Origin of the sequence: Kitasatospora sp. NPDC051914 (assembly GCF_040680995.1) — a bacterium.
Taxonomy (GTDB): Bacteria; Actinomycetota; Actinomycetes; order Streptomycetales; family Streptomycetaceae; genus Kitasatospora.
The window spans coordinates 31,149-52,866 of the sequence record NZ_JBFAXX010000005.1 but is presented as its reverse complement, the minus strand read 5'-3'; the positions used below and the strand labels follow the sequence as shown (position 1 = coordinate 52,866).

Here is a 21,718-nt window from a genome sequence, read left to right as displayed (position 1 = left end):
CATCGGGGGCCCGCTGGGCGAGCCCCCTCCCCCGATCGGTCACCGGGCCGCCGGGGGACGCTCCACGGAACGGCCGCGGCGGAACACCAGGGCGGTTGCGGCGCCCAGCACCGCGGTGCCGACCAGTGCCACGGCGAAGGCCCGGGCGGCCCCCAGGACGACGAACAGCCCCCACAGGTCCTCGGCGGCCGTCACCGGCAGCAGCGCCACCACGACCGCGGCCGGAAGACGGCACCCGCGGGCCGTCACGGCGAGGCCGAGTACCGCCAGCGCGACGGAGAGCAGGAGCACGACGACGGGGGTGGCCGGCCCCATGGCGAAGTTGTTGAAGGCGTGGTCCAGCAGCAGGGCGGCGAAGGCGGCCGCCCCGCCGAGCGCCGCACGGCGTGCCCTGACCCGGCCCAGCAGGTCCGGCGGCGCGCCGAGCACGAGCAGCGCCCAGATCAGCGGCGGCAGGACCTGCGCCACGGCCTGGACCACGACGGACCCGAACGGGCCGACCGACGGGGCGGTCAGCCAGGCGTACAACTGCAGGCCGGTGCTGGCGGCGCCCAGCAGCACCGGCACCACCATCAGCCGCGCGACCGCCCACCGGCCGGCCAACGCCGCGACGGCGGCGGCGATCTGGGCCGCGTCGGCCACCAGTGCCGGCACGAAACCGGCGCCACGGCCCATCACGATCGACGGGCCCGTCAACGTCAGCATCCCGAGGTCGAGGAGCGCCATGGCCGCACCCACCGCCAGGACCATCGGCGCGGCGGTGGCGAGCAGGTGCCCGGCGGGCGAGGCCGAGGTCAGCCCGGTGCGCAGCCGTAAGCCGTACCCGGCGATGCCGACCGTCTCCCGGGCGGCGGCGAGGCGTCCTGCGCCGGACGTGGTGTCGGCGTACACGGCGGCGATCTCCGCTCCGCGTTCCGCCCGGTAGGCGGCGGGGTAGAGCCGCAGTGCCGCGGCGAGCATCGGTGTCGTCATGCGAAGGCCCCCCTGACCCTCGGGTTCTTCTTCTGGCGGGCGTTCGGGCCGGCGGCCGCCATCCGGCGTTCCGCCTCCGCCACCACGGCCCGCAGCCGCTCGGTCTCGGCGGCCAGCACGTGCCGGCCGCCCTCGGTCAGCGCATAGGTACGACGGGCCCGGCCGTCCACCACCTCCTCGCGCTCGACCTCGATCAGCCCCTGCTGGAGCAGGCGGTCGAGGGCGCCGTACAGCGTGCCGGTGCGCATCCTGACCCGGCCGGCGGAGATCTCGGCGACCTCCTGGATCAGCGCGTAGCCGTGCCGCGGGGCGTCCGCGAGCGCGGTGAGCAGGAGCAGCGTGGGCTCCTGCATGCTTCGTTCCGTCATGTCGACTACATATACCTGTCACCGACATATGGCGTCAGGCGATCCGCCGAATCCGCGGGGGCGCAGAATGGGTGTCATGACCGATGCGCTGCTGGACCGTTGGAACGAGCTGCTGCACCGCTGCGGGGCCGCGGCGGACCCGGAGCCCTACGGGCGGGACCTGTTGGCCCGCTGGTCCGAGCCGCAGCGCCGCTACCACACGGTGGAGCACCTGGCCGCCGTGCTCGACCACGTGGACGCGCTCGCCGACCGCGCCGAGAACGCCGACGCGGTGCGGCTCGCCGCCTGGTTCCACGACGCGGTCTACCGCCCGGACCGCTCGGAGAACGAGGAGCGCAGCGCCCAGCTGGCCGTCCGCGCCCTGCACGAGGCGGGCCTGGCCGAGGAGCTGGTCGCCGAGACCGCCCGGCTGGTGCGGCTGACGACCGGTCACGGCTGCGAGCCGGGCGACCGCAACGGGGAGGTGCTCTGCGACGCGGACCTCGCGATCCTCGGCTCCGACGAGGACCGCTACGCGGCGTACACGGCGGCCGTGCGCGAGGAGTACGCCTTCGTCCCCGAGGAGGCGTTCCGGGCCGGGCGGGCGGCGATCCTGCGGCAGTTGCTGGAACTTCCCTCGCTCTACCGCACGCCGGAGGCGCTGGCCCGCTTCGACGCCCCCGCCCGGGCCAACCTGGCGGCGGAGCTCAGGAGCCTGGAGGGCTGACCTTGCGCCGGCGCAGTCCGGCCGCGGTCAGCCGCGCGACCAGCTCCTTGCTGCCCACCGGCCGGGCGCCGAGGGCGACGGCCCGGTCGTACCAGGCGGCCGGGATGTCGTAGTGGTCGCGTTCGAAGCCCTTCGCCGGTGCACCGAGGAGTTCGGCGAAGGCGTGCAGTTCCTCGTAGCTGGCGTCGCTGACCAGGTGGGACCAGAACTTGCCGTGGCCGGGCCAGGTCGGCGGGTCTATGAGGATCACGAGAGCTCCCCGACCGGCGCCACCACCACGCCGCGCTTGCCGCACACCCAGTGCGGGTCGGGGCCGAGCTCCGGCTCCACGCTCAGCGCGTGCGGGTCGTCCTCGGCGGCGCAGTCCGCGCACAGCGGCCAGCGCCCGTACGCCTCCAGCAGGGCGTCCTGCACGTCCTGGGCGACCAGCCCGAGGACGAACCCGACACCGTCCGACCACTGCTCCAGCCACCACCGCCGGTGCGTCACCGCATCCTCCACCAGCGAAACCACCGCCGCATCCGCCACGTCCCGGGCGGTCAGGTCGGCGAGGATCAACGCACGGGCACCGTGCAGGGCGGCTTCGATCTCAGGACTGGCCATCCGCCCATTCTCCCGCAGCTCACTTGCCGGCCGGGAACCCCGCCGTGCTCAGCTCGATCGCGAACGGCTCGGGCAGTGCGACCGGCTGCCCGAACGGCGTGCGGACACCCCGCTGGTACCGCCCCTGGGCCGGCTCGGAGAACAGCGTCACCGTCGGCCCCTCCTCGTCGAAGCGGTCGACCAGCAGGAAGAGCGGGACGGGGGCGTGACCGTACGCCCAGAGCTTCTTCGTGCGGTCGAGCCGGGCGGTGCGCTTCGAAGTGATCTCCACCGCCATCAGCAGGCCGGCCGCGTCGATCGACGCCTCCTGCGCCACCAGGCGCGCCTTGTCCACCACCACCAGGTCGGGCACGTACAGCTTCTCCAGCGAAACGATCTCCGTCCCCAGGGTCTGGTAGACGCCCACCTGGGGCGGCAGGCACGCGAGCAGCGCCTGGTGGACCTCACCGGCGATCACGTTGTGGCCCACGTTGGGCGGCGGCACCAAACGGATCTCTCCCTCGTCGATCTCCGCGCGCCAGCCCTCGGGGACGTCCAGCTCCAGCCAGGTGTTCAGCAGGTAGTCCCACTGACGCCCCGGCTCGACCGACATCGCAGTCACCGCCGACCTCCTGTCTCCCGTTCGACGCTCGTGGTCGTCACTGCACGGATCGTCCGAGGCGCCCCATCCGGTCATGGGCCCAGCGTCCCACGAACGAGTGAGTGACGGAGGGAATGCCGCGAGGGCGGCCTCCCCGTGGTGGGGAGACCGCCCTCGCGGAGCGTTCCGGACTGCTGATCCTCGGGAGGATCAGAAGTCCATGTCACCGCCCGGCATGCCGCCGCCGGCGGCCGCGGAGGCCTTCTCCGGCTTGTCGGCGATGACGGCCTCGGTGGTGAGGAAGAGCGCCGCGATGGAGGCGGCGTTCTGCAGCGCGGAGCGGGTGACCTTGGCCGGGTCGATGATGCCCTCGGCGATGAGGTCGACGTACTCGTTGCTGGCGGCGTTCAGGCCGTGGCCGGCGGGGAGGTTGCGCACCTTCTCCACCACGACGCCGCCCTCGAGGCCGGCGTTGGTCGCGATCTGCTTGATCGGGGCCTCGAGCGCCACGCGGACGATGTTGGCACCGGTGGCCTCGTCGCCCTCCAGCTCCAGCTTGTCGAACGCGACACCGGCCTGCAGCAGGGCGACGCCACCACCGGCGACGATGCCCTCCTCGACGGCGGCCTTGGCGTTGCGGACGGCGTCCTCGATGCGGTGCTTGCGCTCCTTGAGCTCCACCTCGGTGGCCGCGCCGGCCTTGATGACGGCCACGCCGCCGGCCAGCTTGGCGAGGCGCTCCTGGAGCTTCTCGCGGTCGTAGTCCGAGTCGCTGTTCTCGATCTCGGCGCGGATCTGGTTCACGCGGCCGGCGACCTGCTCGCTGTCGCCGCCACCGTCGACGATGGTGGTCTCGTCCTTGGTGATGACCACCTTGCGGGCGGTGCCCAGCAGGTCGAGGCCCGCGTTCTCCAGCTTGAGGCCGACCTCCTCGGAGATGACGGTGCCGCCGGTGAGGATGGCGATGTCGCCGAGCATGGCCTTGCGGCGGTCGCCGAAGCCCGGGGCCTTGACGGCGACGGACTTGAAGGTGCCGCGGATCTTGTTCACGACCAGGGTCGACAGGGCCTCGCCCTCGACGTCCTCGGCGATGATGACGAGCGGCTTGCCGCTCTGCATGACCTTCTCGAGCAGCGGGAGGAGGTCCTTGACCGAGGAGATCTTGGAGTTGGCGATGAGGATGTACGGGTCCTCGAAGCTGGTCTCCATGCGCTCCAGGTCGGTGGCGAAGTACGCGGAGATGTAGCCCTTGTCGAAGCGCATGCCCTCGGTGAGCTCGAGCTCCAGGCCGAAGGTGTTGCTCTCCTCGACGGTGATGACGCCTTCCTTGCCGACCTTGTCCATGGCCTCGGCGATGAGCTCGCCGATCTGGGTGTCGGCGGCGGAGATGGAGGCGGTGGAGGCGATCTGCTCCTTGGTCTCCACGTCCTTGGCCTGGGCGAGCAGCTGGTCGGAGACGGCCGAGACGGCCTTCTCGATACCGCGCTTCAGGGCCATCGGGTTGGCGCCGGCGGCGACGTTGCGCAGACCCTCGCGGACGAGCGCCTGGGCGAGCACGGTGGCGGTGGTGGTGCCGTCACCCGCGACGTCGTCGGTCTTCTTGGCGACCTCCTTGACGAGCTCCGCGCCGATCTTCTCGTACGGGTCCTCGAGCTCGATCTCCTTGGCGATGGAGACACCGTCGTTGGTGATCGTGGGGGCGCCCCACTTCTTCTCAAGGACGACGTTGCGGCCCTTGGGGCCGAGCGTGACCTTGACGGCGTCGGCAAGCTGGTTCATACCGCGCTCAAGGCCGCGGCGAGCTTCCTCATCAAAAGCGATGATCTTGGCCATCTGAAGTGGTCCTCCGGGACACGGTCGACTGCTCGGACCAGAGGTGCCCGCGACGGACGGCCCTGTGAGCGGGGGTCCTTTCCCCTACCGCTCGCCGGGGCCTCACCGACCCGGTCCGCTTGTCACTCTCATGCTGTGAGTGCTAACGCCAATGATTAGCACTCACGGGTGGCGAGTGCAAGCCCGATCGCCGTGTCCCCACGGACCGGCCGCACCGGTTCCGGACATGACGCAGGCCCGTACGACGTGTCGTACGGGCCTGGCGCGAAGAAATCGCCGACCAGCTCGTGACGAGCCGAGGGCTCCGCAGGTTTCGAAGGTCAGCCCGCGGCGGCACGAACCATGTCCGCCTGCGGCCCCTTCTGCCCCTGGGAGATCTCGAACTCGACCCGCTGGCCCTCTTCGAGGGTGCGGTAGCCGTCCATCTGGATCGCGCTGTAGTGGACGAACACGTCCGCACCACCGTCGACCGCGATGAAGCCGTAGCCCTTCTCCGCGTTGAACCACTTGACGGTGCCCTGAGCCATTCCGAACTCCCCTTGTGCTGTGCTGGCCATTCACGGGTCCGCAGTCTTTGCGGGCCCAGGTCCGGTGGGCCGGCCCGAGGGAACCCCCCCTGGGCGCAGCCCTGCACGCCGCAGACCACCGCCCGTGGCCCTTCAACGGGCCCGGCGGACGGTGAATGCGTCGACCGCGGCTGAATGTATCCGGACAGGAGCCCTGTGCAACAGGGCCAACTTCACGGAAATCCCGGGCCATGACAAGGGATATGACGGGATGAAAGCGGCGGATCTCGGCAATTCACGCCGGACATAACGGGCAGAAAACGACATATTGCCGTATGAATTCTGACACTTGCCTGACAGGTTCGTCCCCGTGCCGTCCGCGTCCCGTCTCAGCGGGCGGACGTGGCCGTCGATCGGCCCCGGAGCGCTGCGCACACGATCCGACCGGTCGGCCGGGCTGCAGAATTCCGGGTATTGCGGCTGATCAGGGGCGGGCGGGCGCGGAGGGGAGCACTGCCACGGCCGAACTCTACTCCCCGTCAGGCGGTGGTATTTCCACCCGGCACGGCGAGAGCCGCCGCCGGGACCGGAAAATCGGGTTCCGGTCCCGGCGGCGGCTCTCCGCTTCCCGTCTCGGACGGAACGTCAGCAGCCGCCGGCCACCGCGGGGATGATCGACACCGAGGCGCCGTCCTTGACCGCGGTCTCCAGGCCGTCGGCGAAGCGCACGTCGTCGTCGTTCACGTAGACGTTGACGAAGCGGCGGAGCTTGCCGGCGTCGTCCAGGATGCGGGCGGAGATGCCGGTGTGGTTCTGCTCCAGGTCCGCGATGACCGCGGCCAGGGTGTCACCCTCGGCGGTCACCTCGGCGGAGCCGCCGGTGTAGGTGCGCAGGATGGTCGGGATGCGGACGGTGGCGCTCATGCGGTGCTCCTTGCGGACGGGGGTGGGCTGCTCAGACGAGGCCGGCGGCGCGGAAGGACTCCAGCGTCGGGCGGATGGTGGCGGTCAGGCCGGCGTCGGCGACCGCGTCGAGGGTCTTCAGGCCGTCGCCGGTGTTGATCGCGACGGTCTCCTTCGACGGATCCAGCTGCCCGGTCTCGACCAGCTTCTTGAGGACGCCGACGGTCACGCCGCCCGCGGTCTCGGCGAAGATGCCCTCGGTGCGCGCCAGCAGCTTGATGGCGGCCACCACCTCGGCGTCGGTGACGTCCTCGACGGCACCGCCGGTACGGCGGGCGATGTCCAGCACGTACGGGCCGTCGGCCGGGTTGCCGATCGCCAGCGACTTGGCGATGGTCTGCGGCTTGACCGGGCGGATCACGTCGTGGCCGGCCTTGAAGGCGGCGGAGACCGGGGAGCAGCCCTCGGCCTGGGCGCCGAAGATCCTGTAGGGGCGGTCCTCGACCAGACCGAGCTTGATCAGCTCCTGCAGGCCCTTGTCGATCTTGGTGAGCTGGGAGCCCGAGGCGATCGGGATCACGATCTGCTCCGGCAGCCGCCAGCCGAGCTGCTCGCAGATCTCGAAAGCCAGCGTCTTGGAGCCCTCGCCGTAGTACGGGCGGAGGTTGACGTTGACGAAGCCCCAGCCCTCGCCGGCCGGGTCGCCGATCAGCTCGGAGCAGAAGCGGTTCACGTCGTCGTAGTTGCCGTCGATGCCGACCAGGGCGCCGCCGTACACACCGGCCATGACGATCTTGCCCTGCTCCAGGTCGTGCGGGATGAACACGCAGGACTTGAATCCGGCCCGGGCCGCGGCCGCGCCGACCGCGCCGGCCAGGTTGCCGGTGGAGGAGCAGGAGAGCGTGGTGAAGTCGAAGGCGCGGGCCGCCTCGATGGCGCAGGCCACCACCCGGTCCTTGAAGGAGTGCGTGGGGTTGCCCGAGTCGTCCTTGACGTGCAGCTGGGCGGTGAAGCCGAGCTCGCGGCCGAGGTTGTCGGCCTTCACCAGCGGGGTCCAGCCGGGGTTCAGGTTGGGCTTGCCGGCCACGTCCGCGGGCACCGGCAGCAGCGGGGCGTAGCGCCAGATGCTGGCCGGGCCGGCCTCGATCCGCTTGCGGAGCTCCGCGGCGTCGTAGCCGGAGTAGTCGTAGGCGATCTCCAGCGGGCCGAAGCACTCGAGACAGGCGAAGCTCGGGCCGAGCGGGAAGCAGGTGCCGCACTCGCGACAGGAAAGCGCTGCGGCCGGACCGAGATCGACGGCGGCAACGGGTGCAGGGGTAGCGGTAGCCATGGTGGCGGAGGCCTCTCTCCTCATCTTCCCCGTGACGCGGTTGCGCCACAGGCCGGAATTGGCACCTGTCCCGCGGGCCTGCGACCGCCGCGCGAGAAGGTTGCCGGGACGTCAACGGGCCGTTCCCTCAGTCCCTCTGGATGAGCTCTGTGAAGTTGTGTGTCGTGCGCTGCGGCGACCCCGGCGTGCGAAGGCTCGACCTCAGTACGAAGACTGTATCCGAAGGCCCGGGCGCCGAGAGGTTGCGTCCGATCCGCGAGATGGAAGTTGCGAGGAGCGAGACCGTGACCGAGTTGCCCCGTCCCGACGTCCTCCCGGAGGTGGCGTCCTGGCTGCGTCGCCGCTCCTGGACGGCGGCCGACCGCCCCCTGGAGCGGCTGCTCGCCGCCAAGCGGGCGGCGGGTCGGGCCGGCACCGTCAGCGTCGTCCTGCCCGCACTCGACGAGGAACCGACCGTCGGGGAGATCGTCGCCACCGTCCGCGAGGAGCTGATGGAGCGCCACCCCCTGGTCGACGAACTGGTGGTGGTCGACTCCGGCTCGGTCGACCGGACCGCCGAGACCGCCCGCGCGGCCGGCGCCCGCGTGGTGCACAGGGACGACGTGCTCCCCCGGCTCGCGGCGGCCCCCGGCAAGGGCGAGGTGCTCTGGCGCTCGCTGCTGGCGACCACCGGCGAGATCGTCTGCTTCGTCGACGCCGACCTGCGCGAGTTCGACCCGGCCTTCGTCTCCGGCATCGTCGGCCCGCTCCTCACCGACCCCGGGATCCAGCTGGTCAAGGCGATGTACGACCGTCCGCTGGAGACCGAGGGGGCGGTGGTGCCGGCCGGCGGCGGACGGGTCACCGAGCTGGTCGCCCGGCCGCTGCTCAACCTGCACTGGCCGCAGCTGGCCGGCTTCGTCCAGCCGCTCGGCGGCGAGTACGCGGCGCGCCGTTCGCTGCTGGAGCGGCTGCCCTTCCCGACCGGGTACGGGGTGGAACTCGGTCTGCTGGTGGACGCGCTGGAGGAGGTCGGCCTGGACGCGCTGGCCCAGGTCGACGTCGGGGTGCGGCACCACCGCCACCAGGACGGCCAGGCGCTCGGGCGGATGGCCGCCACGATCTACCGCACCGCCCTGGAGCGGCTCGACCGCGCCCACCGGCTGAAGGCCGGCGAGGACCTCGTCCACCCGCTGCTCACCCAGTTCAGCCGGGACCCGGGCACCCGCGGCTTCACCGCGCACACCCACGAGGTCACCGCCCTGGAACGCCCGCCGATGCGGACCGTCCCCGAGTACCGGGACCGCTGAGCGCGGCCCGCGCGGGGCTTCGAATGGTTTGCCGCGGCGGTCCCGCGGCAAGCTAGGGGATATGGCCGATCTCGCGTTCGAACGTACGCAGCAGTCCGGCGCCGCCCCCGTCCTGGTGGCCTCGAACCGCGGCCCGGTGTCCTTCAGCAGCGGGGACGACGGCGCGCTCACCCTGAAGAGAGGCGGTGGCGGTCTGGTCTCCGGGCTGTCCGCGATCGACGACCCCTCGGCGGTCTGGGTCTGCGCCGCCCTCGGTGACGCCGACCGGACGGCCGCCCGGCAGGCCCCGGACGGACGGCTCGACCTCGCCGGCCACGACGTGGGTGGACAGGCCGTCCGGATGCTGGACATCGAGCCCGGCACATTCGCCCGCGCCTACAACGGCATCGCCAACTCCACCCTGTGGTTCGTCCACCACCTGCTGTACGACACCCCGGTCTCCCCCGTCTTCGACGACCGGTTCCGCCGCGAGTGGGAGTCCTACACCGCGTACAACACCGCCTTCGCCGAGGCACTGGCCGCCGAGGCCGCCCCGGGCGCCGCCGTGCTGGTGCAGGACTACCACCTGTCGCTCGCCCCGGCACTGCTCCGCGCACTCCGCCCCGACCTGCGGATCGGACACTTCTCGCACACCCCGTGGGCGCCGCCCGAGTACTACCGGCTGCTGCCCGACGACGTCGCCGCCGAGGTGCTCACCGGCATCCTGGGCGCCGACCGGGCCGGCTTCCTCACCGAGCGCTGGGCGCTCGCCTTCGCCGACTGCTGCGAGAAGGTGCTCGGCGCCGAGGTGGACCGCGCCGCCCGCACCGTCACCCACGCCGGACGCACCACACGGCTCGGCGTGCACGGGCTCGGCGCCGACGCCGACTTCCTGCGCGAGCGCGCGCACCGGCCGGACGTCGACGCCCGGCTGGCCGCACTCCGCGAGTCGGTCGGCGACCGCAGGACCATCGTGCGGGTCGACCGCACCGAGCTCAGCAAGAACATCGTCCGCGGCCTGCTCGCCTACCGGCACCTGCTGCGCAGCCGCCCCGAGTGGCTGGACCGGGTGGTGCACATCGCCTTCGCCTACCCGTCCCGGCACGACCTGCCGGAGTACCGCGAGTACACGGCGGCCGTGCAGCGGATCGCCCACGAGATCGACGACGAGTTCGCCACGCCCTCCTGGCAGCCGCTGATCCTGCACGTCAACGACGACTTCCCGCGCTCGCTGGCCGCCTACCGGCTGGCCGACGTCGCCCTGGTCAACCCGATCCGGGACGGCATGAACCTGGTCGCCAAGGAGATCCCGGTGGTCTCCGACACGGGCTGCGCCCTGGTCCTCTCCCGGGAGGCCGGCGCCTTCGCGGAGCTCGCCGACGACTCGATCACCGTCAACCCGTACGACGTGATCGCCACCGCGGACGCCCTGCACCAGGCCCTCACCATGCCCGCGGGCGAGCGCACCGACCGCACCAAGCGGCTCGCCGCCGCAGCCACCGCACTGCCCCCGCAGCAGTGGTTCCTGGACCAGCTGAACGCCCTCGGCTGACACCCGGGCACATGGGTGACCCACCAGGGTCACCCATGTGCCCCGACGGCACGCCTCAGCGCCGCGGGCCCAGTTCCTCGGCGAGGGCCGACAGCAGGTCCACCAGGCCGGCCGGACCCTGGACCACCAGGTCCGCCCGGTCGGCCAGTTCGCGCACCGGCGCCTCGCCGGTGGTCGGGCCGCTGCACACCAGCAGCCCCGGCGACCCCTCGCCGCGCCGCTTCTCGACCGCCGCGTAGGCGGCCAGGTCGCCCAGGTCGTCGCCGGCGTAGAGGACGGTCCGGGCGGACCGCTCGGCGAGGAAGGCCTCCAGCGCGGCGCCCTTGTCGACGCCCGGCGGCCGCAGCTCCAGCACGAACCGGCCGGGCTCCACGACCAGGCCGTGCTCGGCGGCGAACGCGGCCAGCGGGGCGCGCAGCCGGTCCATCGCGGGCTGCGGCTCCGCGGTGCGGCGGGTGTGCACGGCGAGCGCCCGGCCCTTGTCCTCCGTCCAGGTGCCCTCGGGGGCGGCCTCGCGGGCCAGCACCCCGGGGAGGGCGGCCCGAGCGGCCGCGACGCCGGCCGGCGGCTCGGGGGCGGTCAGCTCCCCGGACTGCGCGTCCCAGCGCTCGGCGCCGTACTGGCCGAGGACGGTGAGGTGCTCCAGACCGGGGACGCCGGCGAAGCCCCCGTACGCGACGGCGTCGGCGGCGGGCCGGCCGGTGACCACGACCACCGCCGCGACCTGCGGGGCCAGTGCGGACAGCACGGCCGCGGCCTCCGGGTGGGCCCGGGCCGCGGTCGGGTCGGCCACGATCGGGGCCAGGGTGCCGTCGAAGTCGAGTGCCACCACGGCCTCGCCGGGAGCGGCCAGCAGGGCGGCGAGGCCGTCCCGCCCGGCGGCCGTGCTCGGTGTGAACTGCTCAGGAATGCCCATGTCCGGGACGGTACCCAGGCGCGGGCGCCGGACACCGTCAGCGCGCGGCGCGCCTGCGCTCGCGGACCCGCCGCAGCCGGTTGACCAGCACCGGATCGGCGGCCAGCGCCTCCGGCCGGTCCAGCAGGGCGTTGAGCAGCTGGTAGTAGCGGGTGGCCGAGATGTCGAGCTCCTCGCGGATCGCCCGCTCCTTGGCACCCGCGGTGCGCCAGGGCCGGGCCTCCAGGGCGAGCACCGCGCGCTCCCGCTCGGTCAGTTCCGCCATCGTCCACCTCCTCTTACGAGGTGTCATTCTGCCCGGCCGGTGCGACACACTCTGCCCGCCCCGCCCGGGTGCCCGGCGCCGCTAGCGTCGGAGCCATGACCTTCGCACTGCACGTCCCCGGCGCCGAGCTCGAGCCCGAGCCGCTCGACCCCGACCGGATCGTCTCCGGTACGCCCGAGGTGACCGGGAAGGTGCTGTGGACCTCGCCGGACGGGCGGCAGCTGCGCGGCCTGTGGCAGATCACGCCGGGGGTGGTGACCGACACCGAGGCGGACGAGCTGTTCGTGGTGGTGAGCGGCCGGGCCACCGTCGAGGTCGAGGGCGGCCCGACCCTGGAGGTCGGCCCCGGCGACGCGGCCGTCCTGCGCGCCGGCGACCGCACCACCTGGACGGTCCACGAGACCCTCCGCAAGGCCTACGCGATCACGCTGGGCTAGTGCCGCGTCAGGCGACTCTCTGCGCGACAGGGCGCGGGCTGCCCGACGCGGCACTGGCTACCTCCTCGCGCGCCCTGCCTCGGCTGCGGCGGCGGCCTGGAGTGCTGCCAGGGCGTCGTCGCCGTCGCGCTTCACCGCCGCGCCGATCTGCTGCTTGACCAGACCGCTGACCTTGTCCCAGGAGGGGTCGCCGTAGGGGTAGAAGTTGGCGGTCGGCAGGGCGTTGAGGAACTCGGTGAGGTCGCGGTGGCGGCCGCTGCCGGTCATGTCGGCGCGGGTCTCCTGGGTGACCGGGAGCAGGTTGTACTGCTCGTCGAAGGAGAGCTGGTTGTCCTTCCGGTAGAGGTGGCCGAGGAACTTCTTGATCTCGGCGCGGTGCCCGTTGGCCTTGAAAGCCATCATCCAGTCGGCGACGCCGAAGGTGGCCGGCTTCACCGAGGCGTCCTTGCGCGGGATCGCCGCCGTGCCGTAGTCGATCTTCGCGCCGACGGCCTTGGCGATCAGGCCGGGGTGGCCGTTGAGCATCGCGACCTTGCCGCCGGCGAAGTCGTTGAAGGCGGTCTTGCGGTCGGTGGCGGCCGGGTCGGCGTAGGTGAGGTGCTTGTCGACCAGGTTGCTGCGCAGCCAGGCGAAGGTGGCCCGGTTCTGCGGGGAGTCGAAGGTGTAGTTTCCGGCGTTGTCGGCGAGGCCGCCGCCCCCGCCCATGGCCCAGATCATCGACTCGGCCTGGGCCTCCTCGGGGCCGAGCGGCAGCCCGTACGGGATCACCCCGGGCACCTTGGCCTTGATCTGTTCGGCGTCGTGGCGCAGCTCGTCCCAGGTGGTGGGCGGGGCGGTGATGCCGGCCTTGGCGAAGATCGCCTTGTTGTAGAAGAACACCCGGGTGGAGGCGACGAACGGGATGCCGTACTGGCTGCCGAGCACCTGGCCGGCCCGGGCGAAGGCGTCGATCATGCCGGCCTGGGTGTCGATGGAGAGCACGTCGGTGGCGGGGTAGAGCCGGCCGGCGGCGACCTGGTCGGCGAAGCCGCCGGTCTGCACGAGGTCGGGGACGTGGCCCTCGGCGATCAGCGAGGCGACCCGCTTGTCGATGTCGTTCCAGCTCTGCAGGTCGACCTGGACCTTGATCCCGGGGTTGGCCGCCTCGAAGCCGCGGACGACCTCGTCCCAGAAGCGCGAGGTGCTGTTGGCGTCGCTGTCGCCGTAGTCCGCGGCGACCAGGCGGAGCGTGACGTCGCCGCCGCCGTCGCCGTCGCCGAACGTGCCGCAGCCGGTGGCCAGCACCAGGGCGAGCGCGGGCAGGAGGGCGCGACAGGCGCGGAGCGGATTGGTGCGGGTGAGGGTGTTCACGCGGGGTACCGCCTTAGGGAGGGGAAGCTGCGCCACCCTCCCAAGCCGCCGTAGGCGTGGTCCAGACCTGTTCGCGCGGTAGTTATCGAAGTGTCAGATGTCGTTGCACCGGATGCAATCGGAACCGGGCGAATCCGGACAGTCCGGAACGGTGTTCAGACGGTGACCACCTGAACGCCGGCCTCCGTGAACGCCCGCGTCAGACCGGCGTCGGCACCGGAGTCGGTGACCAGGGTGTCGATCGCCTCCAGGCCGCAGATCCGGGCGAAGGCGCGGCGGCCGAGCTTGGAGGAGTCGGCGGCGACCACCACGCGCTTCGCCCGCTCGGCGAGCAGCCGGTTCACTCCGGCCTCGCCCTCGTGGTGGGCGGTGGCGCCGTGCTCGACGTCGATCGCGTCCACGCCCAGCACGGTGACGTCCAGGGCGAGTTCGGCCAGCATCAGCCCGGCGAGCGGGCCGATCAGCTCGTAGGACTGCGGGCGGGCGACGCCGCCGGTGACCACGATCTTCACCTGCGGACGGACCGTCAGTTCATTGGCGATGTTGAGGGCGTTGGTGACCACGGTGAGGCCCTGGCCGGCGCCGCCCTCGGGGCGCTCGGTGAGCTCGGGCCGGACGGCGAGCGCCCGGGCGACCTCGGTGGTGGTGGTGCCGCCGTTGAGTCCGACCACCTCGCCGGGGGCGACCAGGCCGGCCACCGCGGCGCCGATCCGCTGCTTGGCGTCGGCGTGCCGGGCGGTCTTGTAGCGCAGCGGCAGGTCGTAGGAGACGTGGTGGGCGACCGCGCCGCCCCGGGTGCGGGTGACCATCTGCTGGCGGGCCAGCTGGTCGAGGTCGCGGCGGATGGTCGCGGCGGAGACCTGGAGCTCCTCGGCGGCCTCCTCGACCTCCAGTCGGCCGTGCTCCGCCAGCAGTTCCAGCAGTGCGTTCCACCGCTCGTACCTGGACACCCCGCGCCGCCCTCCTGACCAGATCCGGCCGCTGCGCGCATGTGCGCGAAGCCTGCACAGCTTTGCACACCGCTTGCGCGGCGCGCCCGGCCGGGCGCAGGCCCGCGCCACGCCCGGCCTTCGCACCGTTGCGCATTGATGCGCGAAAGAGCTATAAATCAATCATCTTCACGCAGTTCCGGGTCACGAGTCCGAGGAGCCGCTCCATGCCCCAGCCATCCCTCACCGCCGAGGAGCTGGCCACCCAGCCCGCCGACTGGCGCACGGCCTCGGCGCTGGCCGCCGAGTCGGCCGACCGCCTCCCGCAGCGCGGGGAGCGCGTGGCCGTGGTCGGCTGCGGCACGTCCTGGTTCATGGCGCAGGCGTACGCCGCGCTGCGGGAGGCCGGCGGGCACGGCGAGACGGACGCCTTCGCCGCCTCCGAGTTCCCGCAGGGCCGCCGCTACGACCGGGTGCTGGCGATCACCCGCTCCGGCACCACCACCGAGGTGCTGGAGCTGCTCGGGCGCACCAAGGCCCCCGCCACCGCGATCACCGCGGACACCTCGCAGCCGGTCACCGGCGCCGCCGACGCGGTGCTCGACCTCGGCTTCGCGGACGAGCGCTCGGTGGTGCAGACCCGCTTCGCCACCACCGCCCTCGCCCTGCTCCGGGCCCACCTGGAGTCGGAGGGCGCCCTGCCCGCCGGGGCGCGCACGGTCGCCCGGGCCGCCGCGGACGGGCTGGGGGCGGTGGCCGACCCGCTCCCGGAGGGGCTGGCCGGCTGCGAGCAGTTCTCGTTCCTCGGCACCGGCTGGACGGCCGGCCTCGCCCTGGAGGCCGCGCTCAAGATGCGCGAGGCCTCGCTCTCCTGGACGGAGGCCTACCCGGCGATGGAGTACCGGCACGGGCCGATCAGCATCGCCGCGCCGGGCCGCGCGGTCTGGGTCTTCGGCGACCTGCCGGAAGGCCTGGCCGGCCAGATCGCGGCGACCGGCGCGCTGCTGGTGGCCGGTTCGGGCACGGACGGCATCGACCCGATGGCCGACCTCGTCCGGGCGCAGCGCCTGGCGCTGGCGGTCGCCGCAGCCCGCGGACTAGACCCGGACCGGCCGCGGAATCTGACCCGGTCGGTGGTACTCGCCCCGGACGGGGCATGAGAAAGGAGGCGGGGCGGGAAGGAGCAAACCTCTCGGCTGTGGCGCAATGGCGACAAACGTCACCGACATGGACCAGACCAATCACGCAACTGGACTAGACCTCTCGGACCGGCTCAAGGGAGACTGTCCCCCGTGAAGCACGTCATCGCACTCGATGTGGGCGGCACCGGCATGAAGGCCGCGCTGCTCGCCCAGGACGGCTCCGTGCTGCTGGAAGCACGGAGGCCGACCGGGCGGGAGCACGGCACGGACGCCGTCGTCGCCGCCATCCTCGACTTCGCCGCCGACCTGGCGGACGAGGGCCGGACCCGTCTCGGGAGCGCTCCCCTCGCCGCCGGCGTCGCCGTGCCGGGGACGATCGACGAGAAGAACGGGATCGCGGTCTTCTCCGCCAACCTCGGCTGGCGCGACCTGCCGATGCGCAAGCTGCTCGGCGAGCGCCTCGGCGGCCTGCCGGTCGCCCTCGGCCACGACGTCCGCTCCGGCGGGCTGGCCGAGGGACGGATCGGCGCCGGCCGCGGCGTCGACCGGTTCCTGTTCGTCGCGCTGGGCACCGGCATCGCCGGCGCCATCGGCATCGGCGGACGGATCGAGGCGGGAGCGCACGGCTACGGCGGCGAGATCGGCCACGTCGTGGTCCGGCCCGGCGGCCCGGCCTGCGGCTGCGGCGCCCGCGGCTGCCTGGAGACCCTGGCCTCGGCCTCCGCGGTCTCCCGGGCCTGGGCCGGGGCCAGCGGCGACCCGGAGGCGGACGCGGCTGCCTGCGCGGCCGCGGTCGAGGCCGGCGACCCGCGCGCGGCCGAGGTCTGGCGGACGGCGGTCGAGGCCCTCGCGGACGGCATCGTGATGGCCCAGAGCCTGCTGGACCCGTCCACGGTGATCGTCGGCGGCGGGCTGGCCGAGGCGGGCGACACGCTCTTCGCACCGCTGCGTGCGGCGGTCTCCGAGCGGCTGACCTTCCAGATGCCGCCCAAGGTCGTCCCGGCCGAGCTCAGAGACACCGCAGCTTCCCTGGGCGCGGGTCTGCTCGCCTGGGACCTGCTCTCCACGGAGGTGACCGCGTGACCGCGGACCGCATTGCACTGGCCGGAGCCCGACTCGTCCTGCCGGGCGGCGTCGTCGAGAACGGCCGGCTCACCGTCGAGGGGTCGCGGATCGCGGCCCTCGGCGGCGAGCGCGAGCCCGCCGACCTCGATCTCACCGGGTGCACGGTCGTCCCCGGCTTCGTCGACCTGCACGTGCACGGCGGCGGCGGCGCCTCGTACGCCTCCGGCGACGCCGAGCAGGCACTGGTCGCGGCACGCACCCACCTGGCACACGGCACCACCACGACGATCGCCTCCACCGTCACCGGCGAGATCGACGAGGTGTGCCGGCAGGCGGCCGTCCTCTCCGAGCTGGTCGAGGACGGCGTGCTGGCCGGCGTGCACTTCGAGGGCCCGTTCATCTCGCCGGGCCGCTGCGGCGCGCACGACCCCGCCCTGCTGCGCGACCCCGACCCGGCGGTCGTCCGCAAGGTGGTGGACGCCGCCCGCGGCACCGCGCGGATGGTCACCCTCGCCCCCGAGCTCCCGGGCGGCCTGGACTCCGTCCGGATGCTGGCCGACCTCGGCGTGATCGCGGCCGTCGGCCACACCGACTCCGACTATGCCAAGACCCTGGAGGCGATCGAGGCCGGCGCGACCGTCGCCACCCACCTGTTCAACGCGATGCCGGCCATCGGCCACCGTGCCCCCGGCCCGATCGTCGCCCTGCTGGAGGACGAGCGGGTCACCGTCGAACTGATCAACGACGGCGTCCACCTGCACCCCTCGGTGCTGGACCTCGCCTACGGCACCGCCGGCTCCGGCCGGGTCGCGCTGATCACCGACGCCATGGGCGCGGCCGGCATGGGCGACGGCCTCTACCCGCTCGGGCCCCTGGCCGTCCGGGTCGAGGGAGGCGTGGCCCGGCTGGTCGAGGGCGGCTCCATCGCGGGCTCCACCCTCACCCTCGACGTGGCGTTCGAGCGCTCCGTCACCGTCAACGGACTGAGCCTCGGTCAGGCCGTCGAGTCCCTGTCCACCGTTCCGGCCCGGCTGCTCGGCCTGGCGGACACCGTCGGGTCGCTGGAGACCGGCAAGAACGCCGACCTGGTCGTCCTCGACTCCCTCACGTACGACCTCGTCGCGGTGATGCGCCGCGGCGAGTGGATCACCGGCGCCGACCGTCTCTCCCAGGCCCTCCCGGTCTGATCCCCGCGTCCCACCGGGGTGAGTGGCGGTACTGCGTCCCGCCACTCACCCCAGGGGGACACCCATGCCTCTCGCCGCCACCGCCGACCTGCTCGCCGCCGCGGCGGCCGCCCGCCGCGGCCTGCCCGCCTTCAACGTGATCACCCTGGAGCACGCCGAGGCGATCGCGGCCGGCGCGGAGACCGCCGGCACCGCCGCCGTGCTGCAGATCAGCCAGAACGCGGTCCGCTACCACGGCGGCCGGCTGCTGCCGCTGGCCCGCGCCTGCGCCGAGGTCGCGGCCGCCGCCCGCGTCCCGCTCTCGCTCCACCTCGACCACGTCGAGGACACCGATCTGCTGCACGCCGCACCGGCGGCCGGCTTCTCCTCGGCGATGTACGACGCCTCCCGGCTGCCGCACGACGACAACGTCAAGTCGACCGCGCAGGCCGCCGCCTGGGCGCACCGGCACGGGCTGCACCTGGAGGCGGAGCTCGGCCGGGTGGGCGGCAAGGACGGCGAGCCGCCGCTCTCCCCGCACGCCCCCGGTGCCCGCACCGACCCGGACGAGGCGGCCCGGTACGTCGCGGACACCGGTGTGGACGCGCTCGCCGTCGCCGTCGGCAGCTCGCACGCGATGACCGCCCGCACCGCCGAACTGGACCACGGCCTGATCGCCCGGCTGGCCGCCGCAGTGCCCGTTCCGCTGGTCCTGCACGGCAGTTCGGGAGTGCCGGACGGCCAGCTCGCGGACGGCATCGCGGCCGGACTGGTCAAGGTGAACATCGGCACGGCGCTCAACACCGCCTTCACCCCGGCCGTCCGCCGGCACCTGGCCGCGGACGCCCGGGTCACCGACCCGCGGCGCTACCTCGCCGAGGGGCGCGCGGCGATGGCCGCCGCGGTCGCCCGGCTCGCCGCCGTCGTCAGCTCTTCGGGTAGTCGCTGACCGACATCGGGGTCAGCGCGACCTGGTCGAGCAGGATGCTGCCGCTGCCGGCCGGAAGGGTCACCGTCAGGGTGTTCGTCCCGGCCACCAGCTGCGGCCATATGTTGGTGCTGTACCAGGCGCGGTCCGCGTCCGTGCTGCCCTTGGAGTAGTTCTTGAAGGTCACCCCGCCGGGGTGCTCCTTGCCGTTGACGGTCACCTGGGCCGGCGTGTCGGAGCCGGTGTTGTTGAAGTGCAGCCAGAACTTGGTCTGCCCGGCCTGCTCGGCCGTCACCGTCCAGGTCACCGTCGACCCGCCCTGCAGCGTCAGGTAGCTGCCGTCGGCGGAGATCGCGCCCTTCACGGTGCTCGCCGACGGGGCGTTCTGGGCCTGCAGCTTGGCGGCGTCGGCGACCGGCTTGGCGTCCGGCGTCGGGCTCGCAGACGCGGAGGGCGAGGCGGGCGCGCCGGTCGAGGCCTGCGCGGAGGCGCTCGGGTTCGGCGCGGCCTTGTCCTTCTTCCCCGGGTCGCCGGTGGACAGCGCGATGCCCGCACCGATCGCCACCGCGGCGATCACGGCCACGGCACCGATCACGGCGCCCTTGCCGCGGCCCGAGCTCGGGCGGTCCTCGCCCGGCTGCGGACGGGAGCGCTCGGCGTAGCGGCTCTGCTGCTGCGGCGGCAGCGGTGTCATCGGGCTGGTGGTCTGCTGGCCGTACGAGGGCTGCGCCGGGTGGGCCTGCTGGGGGCGGGGGGCGGCCTGCTGGCCGTACTGCGCGCGGCCGACCTCCATCGGGCGGCTGTACGAGCTGCGCGGCTGGCTGGGCGCGGCGGAGCCGTCGGCAGGGCGGTAGAGATAGGCGAACGGGTCGTCGTCGCCCGCGCCCTCGGGCGCGCCGTTGCTGCCGTCCGTGGTCACGGTGCTCACTCCCCGGGCAGATGATGGACGCTCGTACCGGGGAACCCTACCTGCAGGGCCCTGCCGCAGGGAAAGCCGATCAACGGCGCGACTACCCGGCGCGACGGTGGGAACGCTCCCCCCTCGCTCCCCTCACGGAACCTCCACGCGCCCGCTTCTCGTCGTACATCCGCTCGTCGGCGGCGTGCAGCACCTCCTCGGTGGACATGCCGCAACCCGCCCAGCCGATGCCGAGGCTGACGCCCACCCGCATCGCGCGGTTGTCGATCCGCATCGGCGGGATGATCGCGTTGCGCAGCCGCCCGGCGAGGTCCTTCGCCTCCTCGCGGCCGATGCCGTCCGCGAGCACCACGAACTCGTCACCGCCGAGCCGGGCCACCGTGTCACCCTCCCGGACGGCCTGCTGGAGCCGACGGGCCACCTCGATGAGCACCGCGTCACCGGCGTTGTGGCCGAACCGGTCGTTGATGGACTTGAAACCGTCCAGGTCGCAGAAGAGCACCGCCAGGCCCTTGTCGGGGACGGCCGGCATCCGGTGTGCGCCGTTCCACGGCTCGGCGCCCTCGGGCTGCTCGGCGGGCACCACGGTGTGCACGTGCGCCGGGCCGCGGTCGAAGCGCCCCAGCACCTCCCCGGCCGCGAAGGCCTCCAGGTCGCGGTCGAGGGCACTGCCGGGCGCGCCGTACCCGTGCGCCAGCGGCACCGGCGCACCCATGCCGTCGAAGGCGCTGTGCGCGCTGTAGGAGAACCCGGAGGAGGCGAGCGCGGCACCGTGCTCGGCCGCACTCGGCGCCACGCTGCACAGCCGGCGGCCCAGCCTGGCCCTGAGCTCCGAGCCGTTCGGCAGCCCGGTCAGCGCGTCGTGGCTGGCCCGGTGCGCCAGCTGCAGCTCGTGCCGCTTGCGGTCCTCGATGTCCTCGACGTGCGTGAGCAGGAAGCTCGGGCCCTCGGCGGCGTCCGCCACCACCGAGTTGCGCAGGCAGACCCACTGGTAGCCGCCGTCCCGCCGGGAGAGCCGCAGCTCCGCCCGGCCGCCCTCGGCGCTGGTGCGCTGCAGCAGGGCGAGGTCCTCCGGGTGCACCAGATCGGCGAAGCTCTGCTGGCGCAGCGTCGCCCGCGGCCGGCCCAGCAGGCGGCACAGCGCGTCGTTGACCCTGGTCAGCTGGCCCCGCCCGACGCCGTGCAGCTCGGTGATCGCCATTCCGCTCGGCGCGTACTCGAAGGCCTGGCGGAAGCTCTCCTCGCTGGCCCGCAGCGCCTGCTGCTCCTTCTCCAGCCGGGCCAGCGCCCGCTGCATCTCGGCGCGCAGCCGGGCGTTGCCGATCGCGATGGACGCCTGCAGGGAGAACATCTCCAGCGCCTCGCGGGTCCACGCGCCGGGCCGCTTGCCGCTGCGCGGCCGGTCCACCGAGAGCACGCCGAGCAGGTCGCCGCCGGCGCTGTACATGGGGGCGAAGAGGAAGTCGCGGGGGTGCCAGTCGTTGGCGTAGACGGGCAGCGGGCCGTCGCCCGTCCAGGTCGGCACGTCGGTGCCGATCGCCCAGCCCCGGTCGTACGGCAGGAAGCGCAGCGTGCCCCAGTGGTCGCTGACGCTGAGCATCCGGTCCCAGGACTCGCGGGAGCCGACCTGGCCGAGCAGCACCGCCGGGCCGCCCACCCCGCTCTCCTCGACCTCCCAGACCGCCGCCACCACCAGGTCGCCGTCGGGCCGGACGAGGCTCACCGCGGCCGCGTCGAACCCGAGCCCGTGCACGGCGCCCTCCACCACCGCCTGCAGGGTGCCGGCCAGGCTGCGGGCAGCGTTGAGGTCCGCCACGACCCGGTGCAAGGTGCGGAGGGTCGCGAGGCGGACATAGGGCTCCGACTCGGCTTCCATGCGGGGGCTCCCCGGCTGCTTCGGATTGGCGGTGATGGTTATCGTCCGATTGCCAGAAGAACTGAATCACAGCGAGCACAGCGATAGGCACGCTCGGTCAGCAA

General features: G+C 73.1%; 23 protein-coding genes and 1 riboswitch. Of the genes, 8 read left to right on the top strand and 15 right to left on the bottom strand.

Features of this window, described 5'->3' with window-relative positions; genetic code table 11:
* Positions 1-39: 39 nt before the first annotated feature.
* Complete coding sequence (locus AB0M03_RS05410; RefSeq protein WP_363488665.1) at positions 40-972, bottom strand: hypothetical protein; 933 nt, start codon at positions 970-972, stop codon at positions 40-42.
* A complete protein-coding gene (locus tag AB0M03_RS05405) occupies positions 969-1,340 on the bottom strand; it encodes a PadR family transcriptional regulator (RefSeq protein ID WP_363488663.1) in 372 nt (123 codons plus the stop codon). Before AB0M03_RS05405 ends, AB0M03_RS05410 begins: the two co-directional genes overlap by 4 nt.
* Positions 1,341-1,416: 76 nt before the next feature.
* Between AB0M03_RS05405 and AB0M03_RS05400 the strand changes: the two genes are divergently transcribed.
* Positions 1,417-2,046, top strand: coding sequence for a hypothetical protein (locus AB0M03_RS05400; protein WP_363488661.1), 630 nt, complete (start codon positions 1,417-1,419; stop codon positions 2,044-2,046).
* On the opposite strand, the gene AB0M03_RS05395 is transcribed toward AB0M03_RS05400, so the two are convergent.
* From AB0M03_RS05395 to thrC, 7 genes are all read right to left on the bottom strand, one after another.
* A complete protein-coding gene (locus AB0M03_RS05395) occupies positions 2,027-2,296 on the bottom strand; it encodes a DUF4031 domain-containing protein (protein WP_363488659.1) in 270 nt (89 codons plus the stop codon). The genes AB0M03_RS05400 and AB0M03_RS05395 overlap by 20 nt on opposite strands.
* Positions 2,293-2,649, bottom strand: coding sequence for a hypothetical protein (locus tag AB0M03_RS05390; RefSeq protein WP_363488657.1), 357 nt, complete (start codon positions 2,647-2,649; stop codon positions 2,293-2,295). Before AB0M03_RS05390 ends, AB0M03_RS05395 begins: the two co-directional genes overlap by 4 nt.
* A 19-nt stretch (positions 2,650-2,668) precedes the next feature.
* Positions 2,669-3,241: a Uma2 family endonuclease gene (locus AB0M03_RS05385; protein ID WP_363488859.1), complete on the bottom strand. Its 573-nt coding sequence runs from the start codon at positions 3,239-3,241 to the stop codon at positions 2,669-2,671.
* 198 nt (positions 3,242-3,439) lie between these two features.
* Positions 3,440-5,062 (bottom strand): chaperonin GroEL, encoded by a 1,623-nt coding sequence (groL, locus tag AB0M03_RS05380; protein WP_363488655.1) that lies wholly within the window; start codon positions 5,060-5,062, stop codon positions 3,440-3,442.
* 320 nt (positions 5,063-5,382) lie between these two features.
* Positions 5,383-5,589, bottom strand: a complete 207-nt coding sequence (locus AB0M03_RS05375) for a cold-shock protein (protein ID WP_030235075.1) — start codon at positions 5,587-5,589, stop codon at positions 5,383-5,385.
* Between the two features lie 624 nt (positions 5,590-6,213).
* On the bottom strand, positions 6,214-6,492 hold the full coding sequence (locus AB0M03_RS05370; RefSeq protein ID WP_363488653.1) for a ubiquitin-like small modifier protein 1: 279 nt from the start codon (positions 6,490-6,492) through the stop codon (positions 6,214-6,216).
* A 31-nt stretch (positions 6,493-6,523) separates the two neighbouring features.
* Positions 6,524-7,801, bottom strand: a complete 1,278-nt coding sequence (thrC, locus tag AB0M03_RS05365) for a threonine synthase (RefSeq protein WP_363488651.1) — start codon at positions 7,799-7,801, stop codon at positions 6,524-6,526.
* A gap of 17 nt (positions 7,802-7,818) precedes the next feature.
* Positions 7,819-7,948, bottom strand: a riboswitch (SAM riboswitch).
* Between the two features lie 137 nt (positions 7,949-8,085).
* Here thrC and AB0M03_RS05360 point away from each other — a divergent pair.
* The gene (locus AB0M03_RS05360) at positions 8,086-9,090 is read left to right on the top strand and encodes a glucosyl-3-phosphoglycerate synthase (protein ID WP_363488649.1); all 1,005 of its coding nucleotides are present in this window, start codon (positions 8,086-8,088) and stop codon (positions 9,088-9,090) included.
* A 61-nt stretch (positions 9,091-9,151) separates the two neighbouring features.
* Positions 9,152-10,621, top strand: a complete 1,470-nt coding sequence (locus tag AB0M03_RS05355; protein WP_363488647.1) for a trehalose-6-phosphate synthase — start codon at positions 9,152-9,154, stop codon at positions 10,619-10,621.
* A 55-nt stretch (positions 10,622-10,676) separates the two neighbouring features.
* On the opposite strand, the gene otsB is transcribed toward AB0M03_RS05355, so the two are convergent.
* Together otsB and AB0M03_RS05345 are read right to left on the bottom strand one after the other, a co-directional pair.
* Positions 10,677-11,537 (bottom strand): trehalose-phosphatase, encoded by an 861-nt coding sequence (gene otsB, locus AB0M03_RS05350; protein WP_363488645.1) that lies wholly within the window; start codon positions 11,535-11,537, stop codon positions 10,677-10,679.
* Between the two features lie 37 nt (positions 11,538-11,574).
* Entirely contained in the window at positions 11,575-11,802 is a 228-nt protein-coding gene (locus AB0M03_RS05345; RefSeq protein WP_363488643.1) for a DUF3263 domain-containing protein, read from the bottom strand.
* Between the two features lie 95 nt (positions 11,803-11,897).
* On the opposite strand from AB0M03_RS05345, the gene AB0M03_RS05340 reads away from it, so the two are divergent.
* Positions 11,898-12,239 carry a cupin domain-containing protein gene (locus tag AB0M03_RS05340; protein ID WP_363488641.1) on the top strand — a complete coding sequence of 114 codons (342 nt, stop codon included), beginning with the start codon at positions 11,898-11,900 and terminating at the stop codon, positions 12,237-12,239.
* A gap of 57 nt (positions 12,240-12,296) precedes the next feature.
* On the opposite strand, the gene AB0M03_RS05335 is transcribed toward AB0M03_RS05340, so the two are convergent.
* Both AB0M03_RS05335 and AB0M03_RS05330 read right to left on the bottom strand, forming a co-directional pair.
* Positions 12,297-13,589 carry an extracellular solute-binding protein gene (locus AB0M03_RS05335; protein ID WP_363488639.1) on the bottom strand — a complete coding sequence of 431 codons (1,293 nt, stop codon included), beginning with the start codon at positions 13,587-13,589 and terminating at the stop codon, positions 12,297-12,299.
* A 155-nt stretch (positions 13,590-13,744) separates the two neighbouring features.
* Positions 13,745-14,539, bottom strand: a complete 795-nt coding sequence (locus AB0M03_RS05330) for a DeoR/GlpR family DNA-binding transcription regulator (RefSeq protein WP_363488637.1) — start codon at positions 14,537-14,539, stop codon at positions 13,745-13,747.
* Between the two features lie 206 nt (positions 14,540-14,745).
* On the opposite strand from AB0M03_RS05330, the gene AB0M03_RS05325 reads away from it, so the two are divergent.
* From AB0M03_RS05325 to AB0M03_RS05310, 4 genes are all read left to right on the top strand, one after another.
* On the top strand, positions 14,746-15,678 hold the full coding sequence (locus tag AB0M03_RS05325) for a sugar isomerase (RefSeq protein ID WP_363488635.1): 933 nt from the start codon (positions 14,746-14,748) through the stop codon (positions 15,676-15,678).
* 132 nt (positions 15,679-15,810) lie between these two features.
* On the top strand, positions 15,811-16,743 hold the full coding sequence (locus tag AB0M03_RS05320; RefSeq protein ID WP_363488633.1) for an ROK family protein: 933 nt from the start codon (positions 15,811-15,813) through the stop codon (positions 16,741-16,743).
* Positions 16,740-17,912 (top strand): N-acetylglucosamine-6-phosphate deacetylase, encoded by a 1,173-nt coding sequence (gene nagA / locus AB0M03_RS05315; RefSeq protein ID WP_363488631.1) that lies wholly within the window; start codon positions 16,740-16,742, stop codon positions 17,910-17,912. The genes AB0M03_RS05320 and nagA overlap by 4 nt, the downstream gene beginning before the upstream one ends.
* Before the next feature lie 64 nt (positions 17,913-17,976).
* Positions 17,977-18,840, top strand: a complete 864-nt coding sequence (locus AB0M03_RS05310; RefSeq protein WP_363488629.1) for a class II fructose-bisphosphate aldolase — start codon at positions 17,977-17,979, stop codon at positions 18,838-18,840.
* On the opposite strand, the gene AB0M03_RS05305 is transcribed toward AB0M03_RS05310, so the two are convergent.
* Both AB0M03_RS05305 and AB0M03_RS05300 read right to left on the bottom strand, forming a co-directional pair.
* Positions 18,818-19,738: a hypothetical protein gene (locus AB0M03_RS05305; RefSeq protein WP_363488627.1), complete on the bottom strand. Its 921-nt coding sequence runs from the start codon at positions 19,736-19,738 to the stop codon at positions 18,818-18,820. The genes AB0M03_RS05310 and AB0M03_RS05305 overlap by 23 nt on opposite strands.
* 91 nt (positions 19,739-19,829) lie before the next feature.
* Positions 19,830-21,614: a diguanylate cyclase gene (locus AB0M03_RS05300; RefSeq protein WP_363488625.1), complete on the bottom strand. Its 1,785-nt coding sequence runs from the start codon at positions 21,612-21,614 to the stop codon at positions 19,830-19,832.
* Positions 21,615-21,718 lie beyond the last annotated feature (104 nt).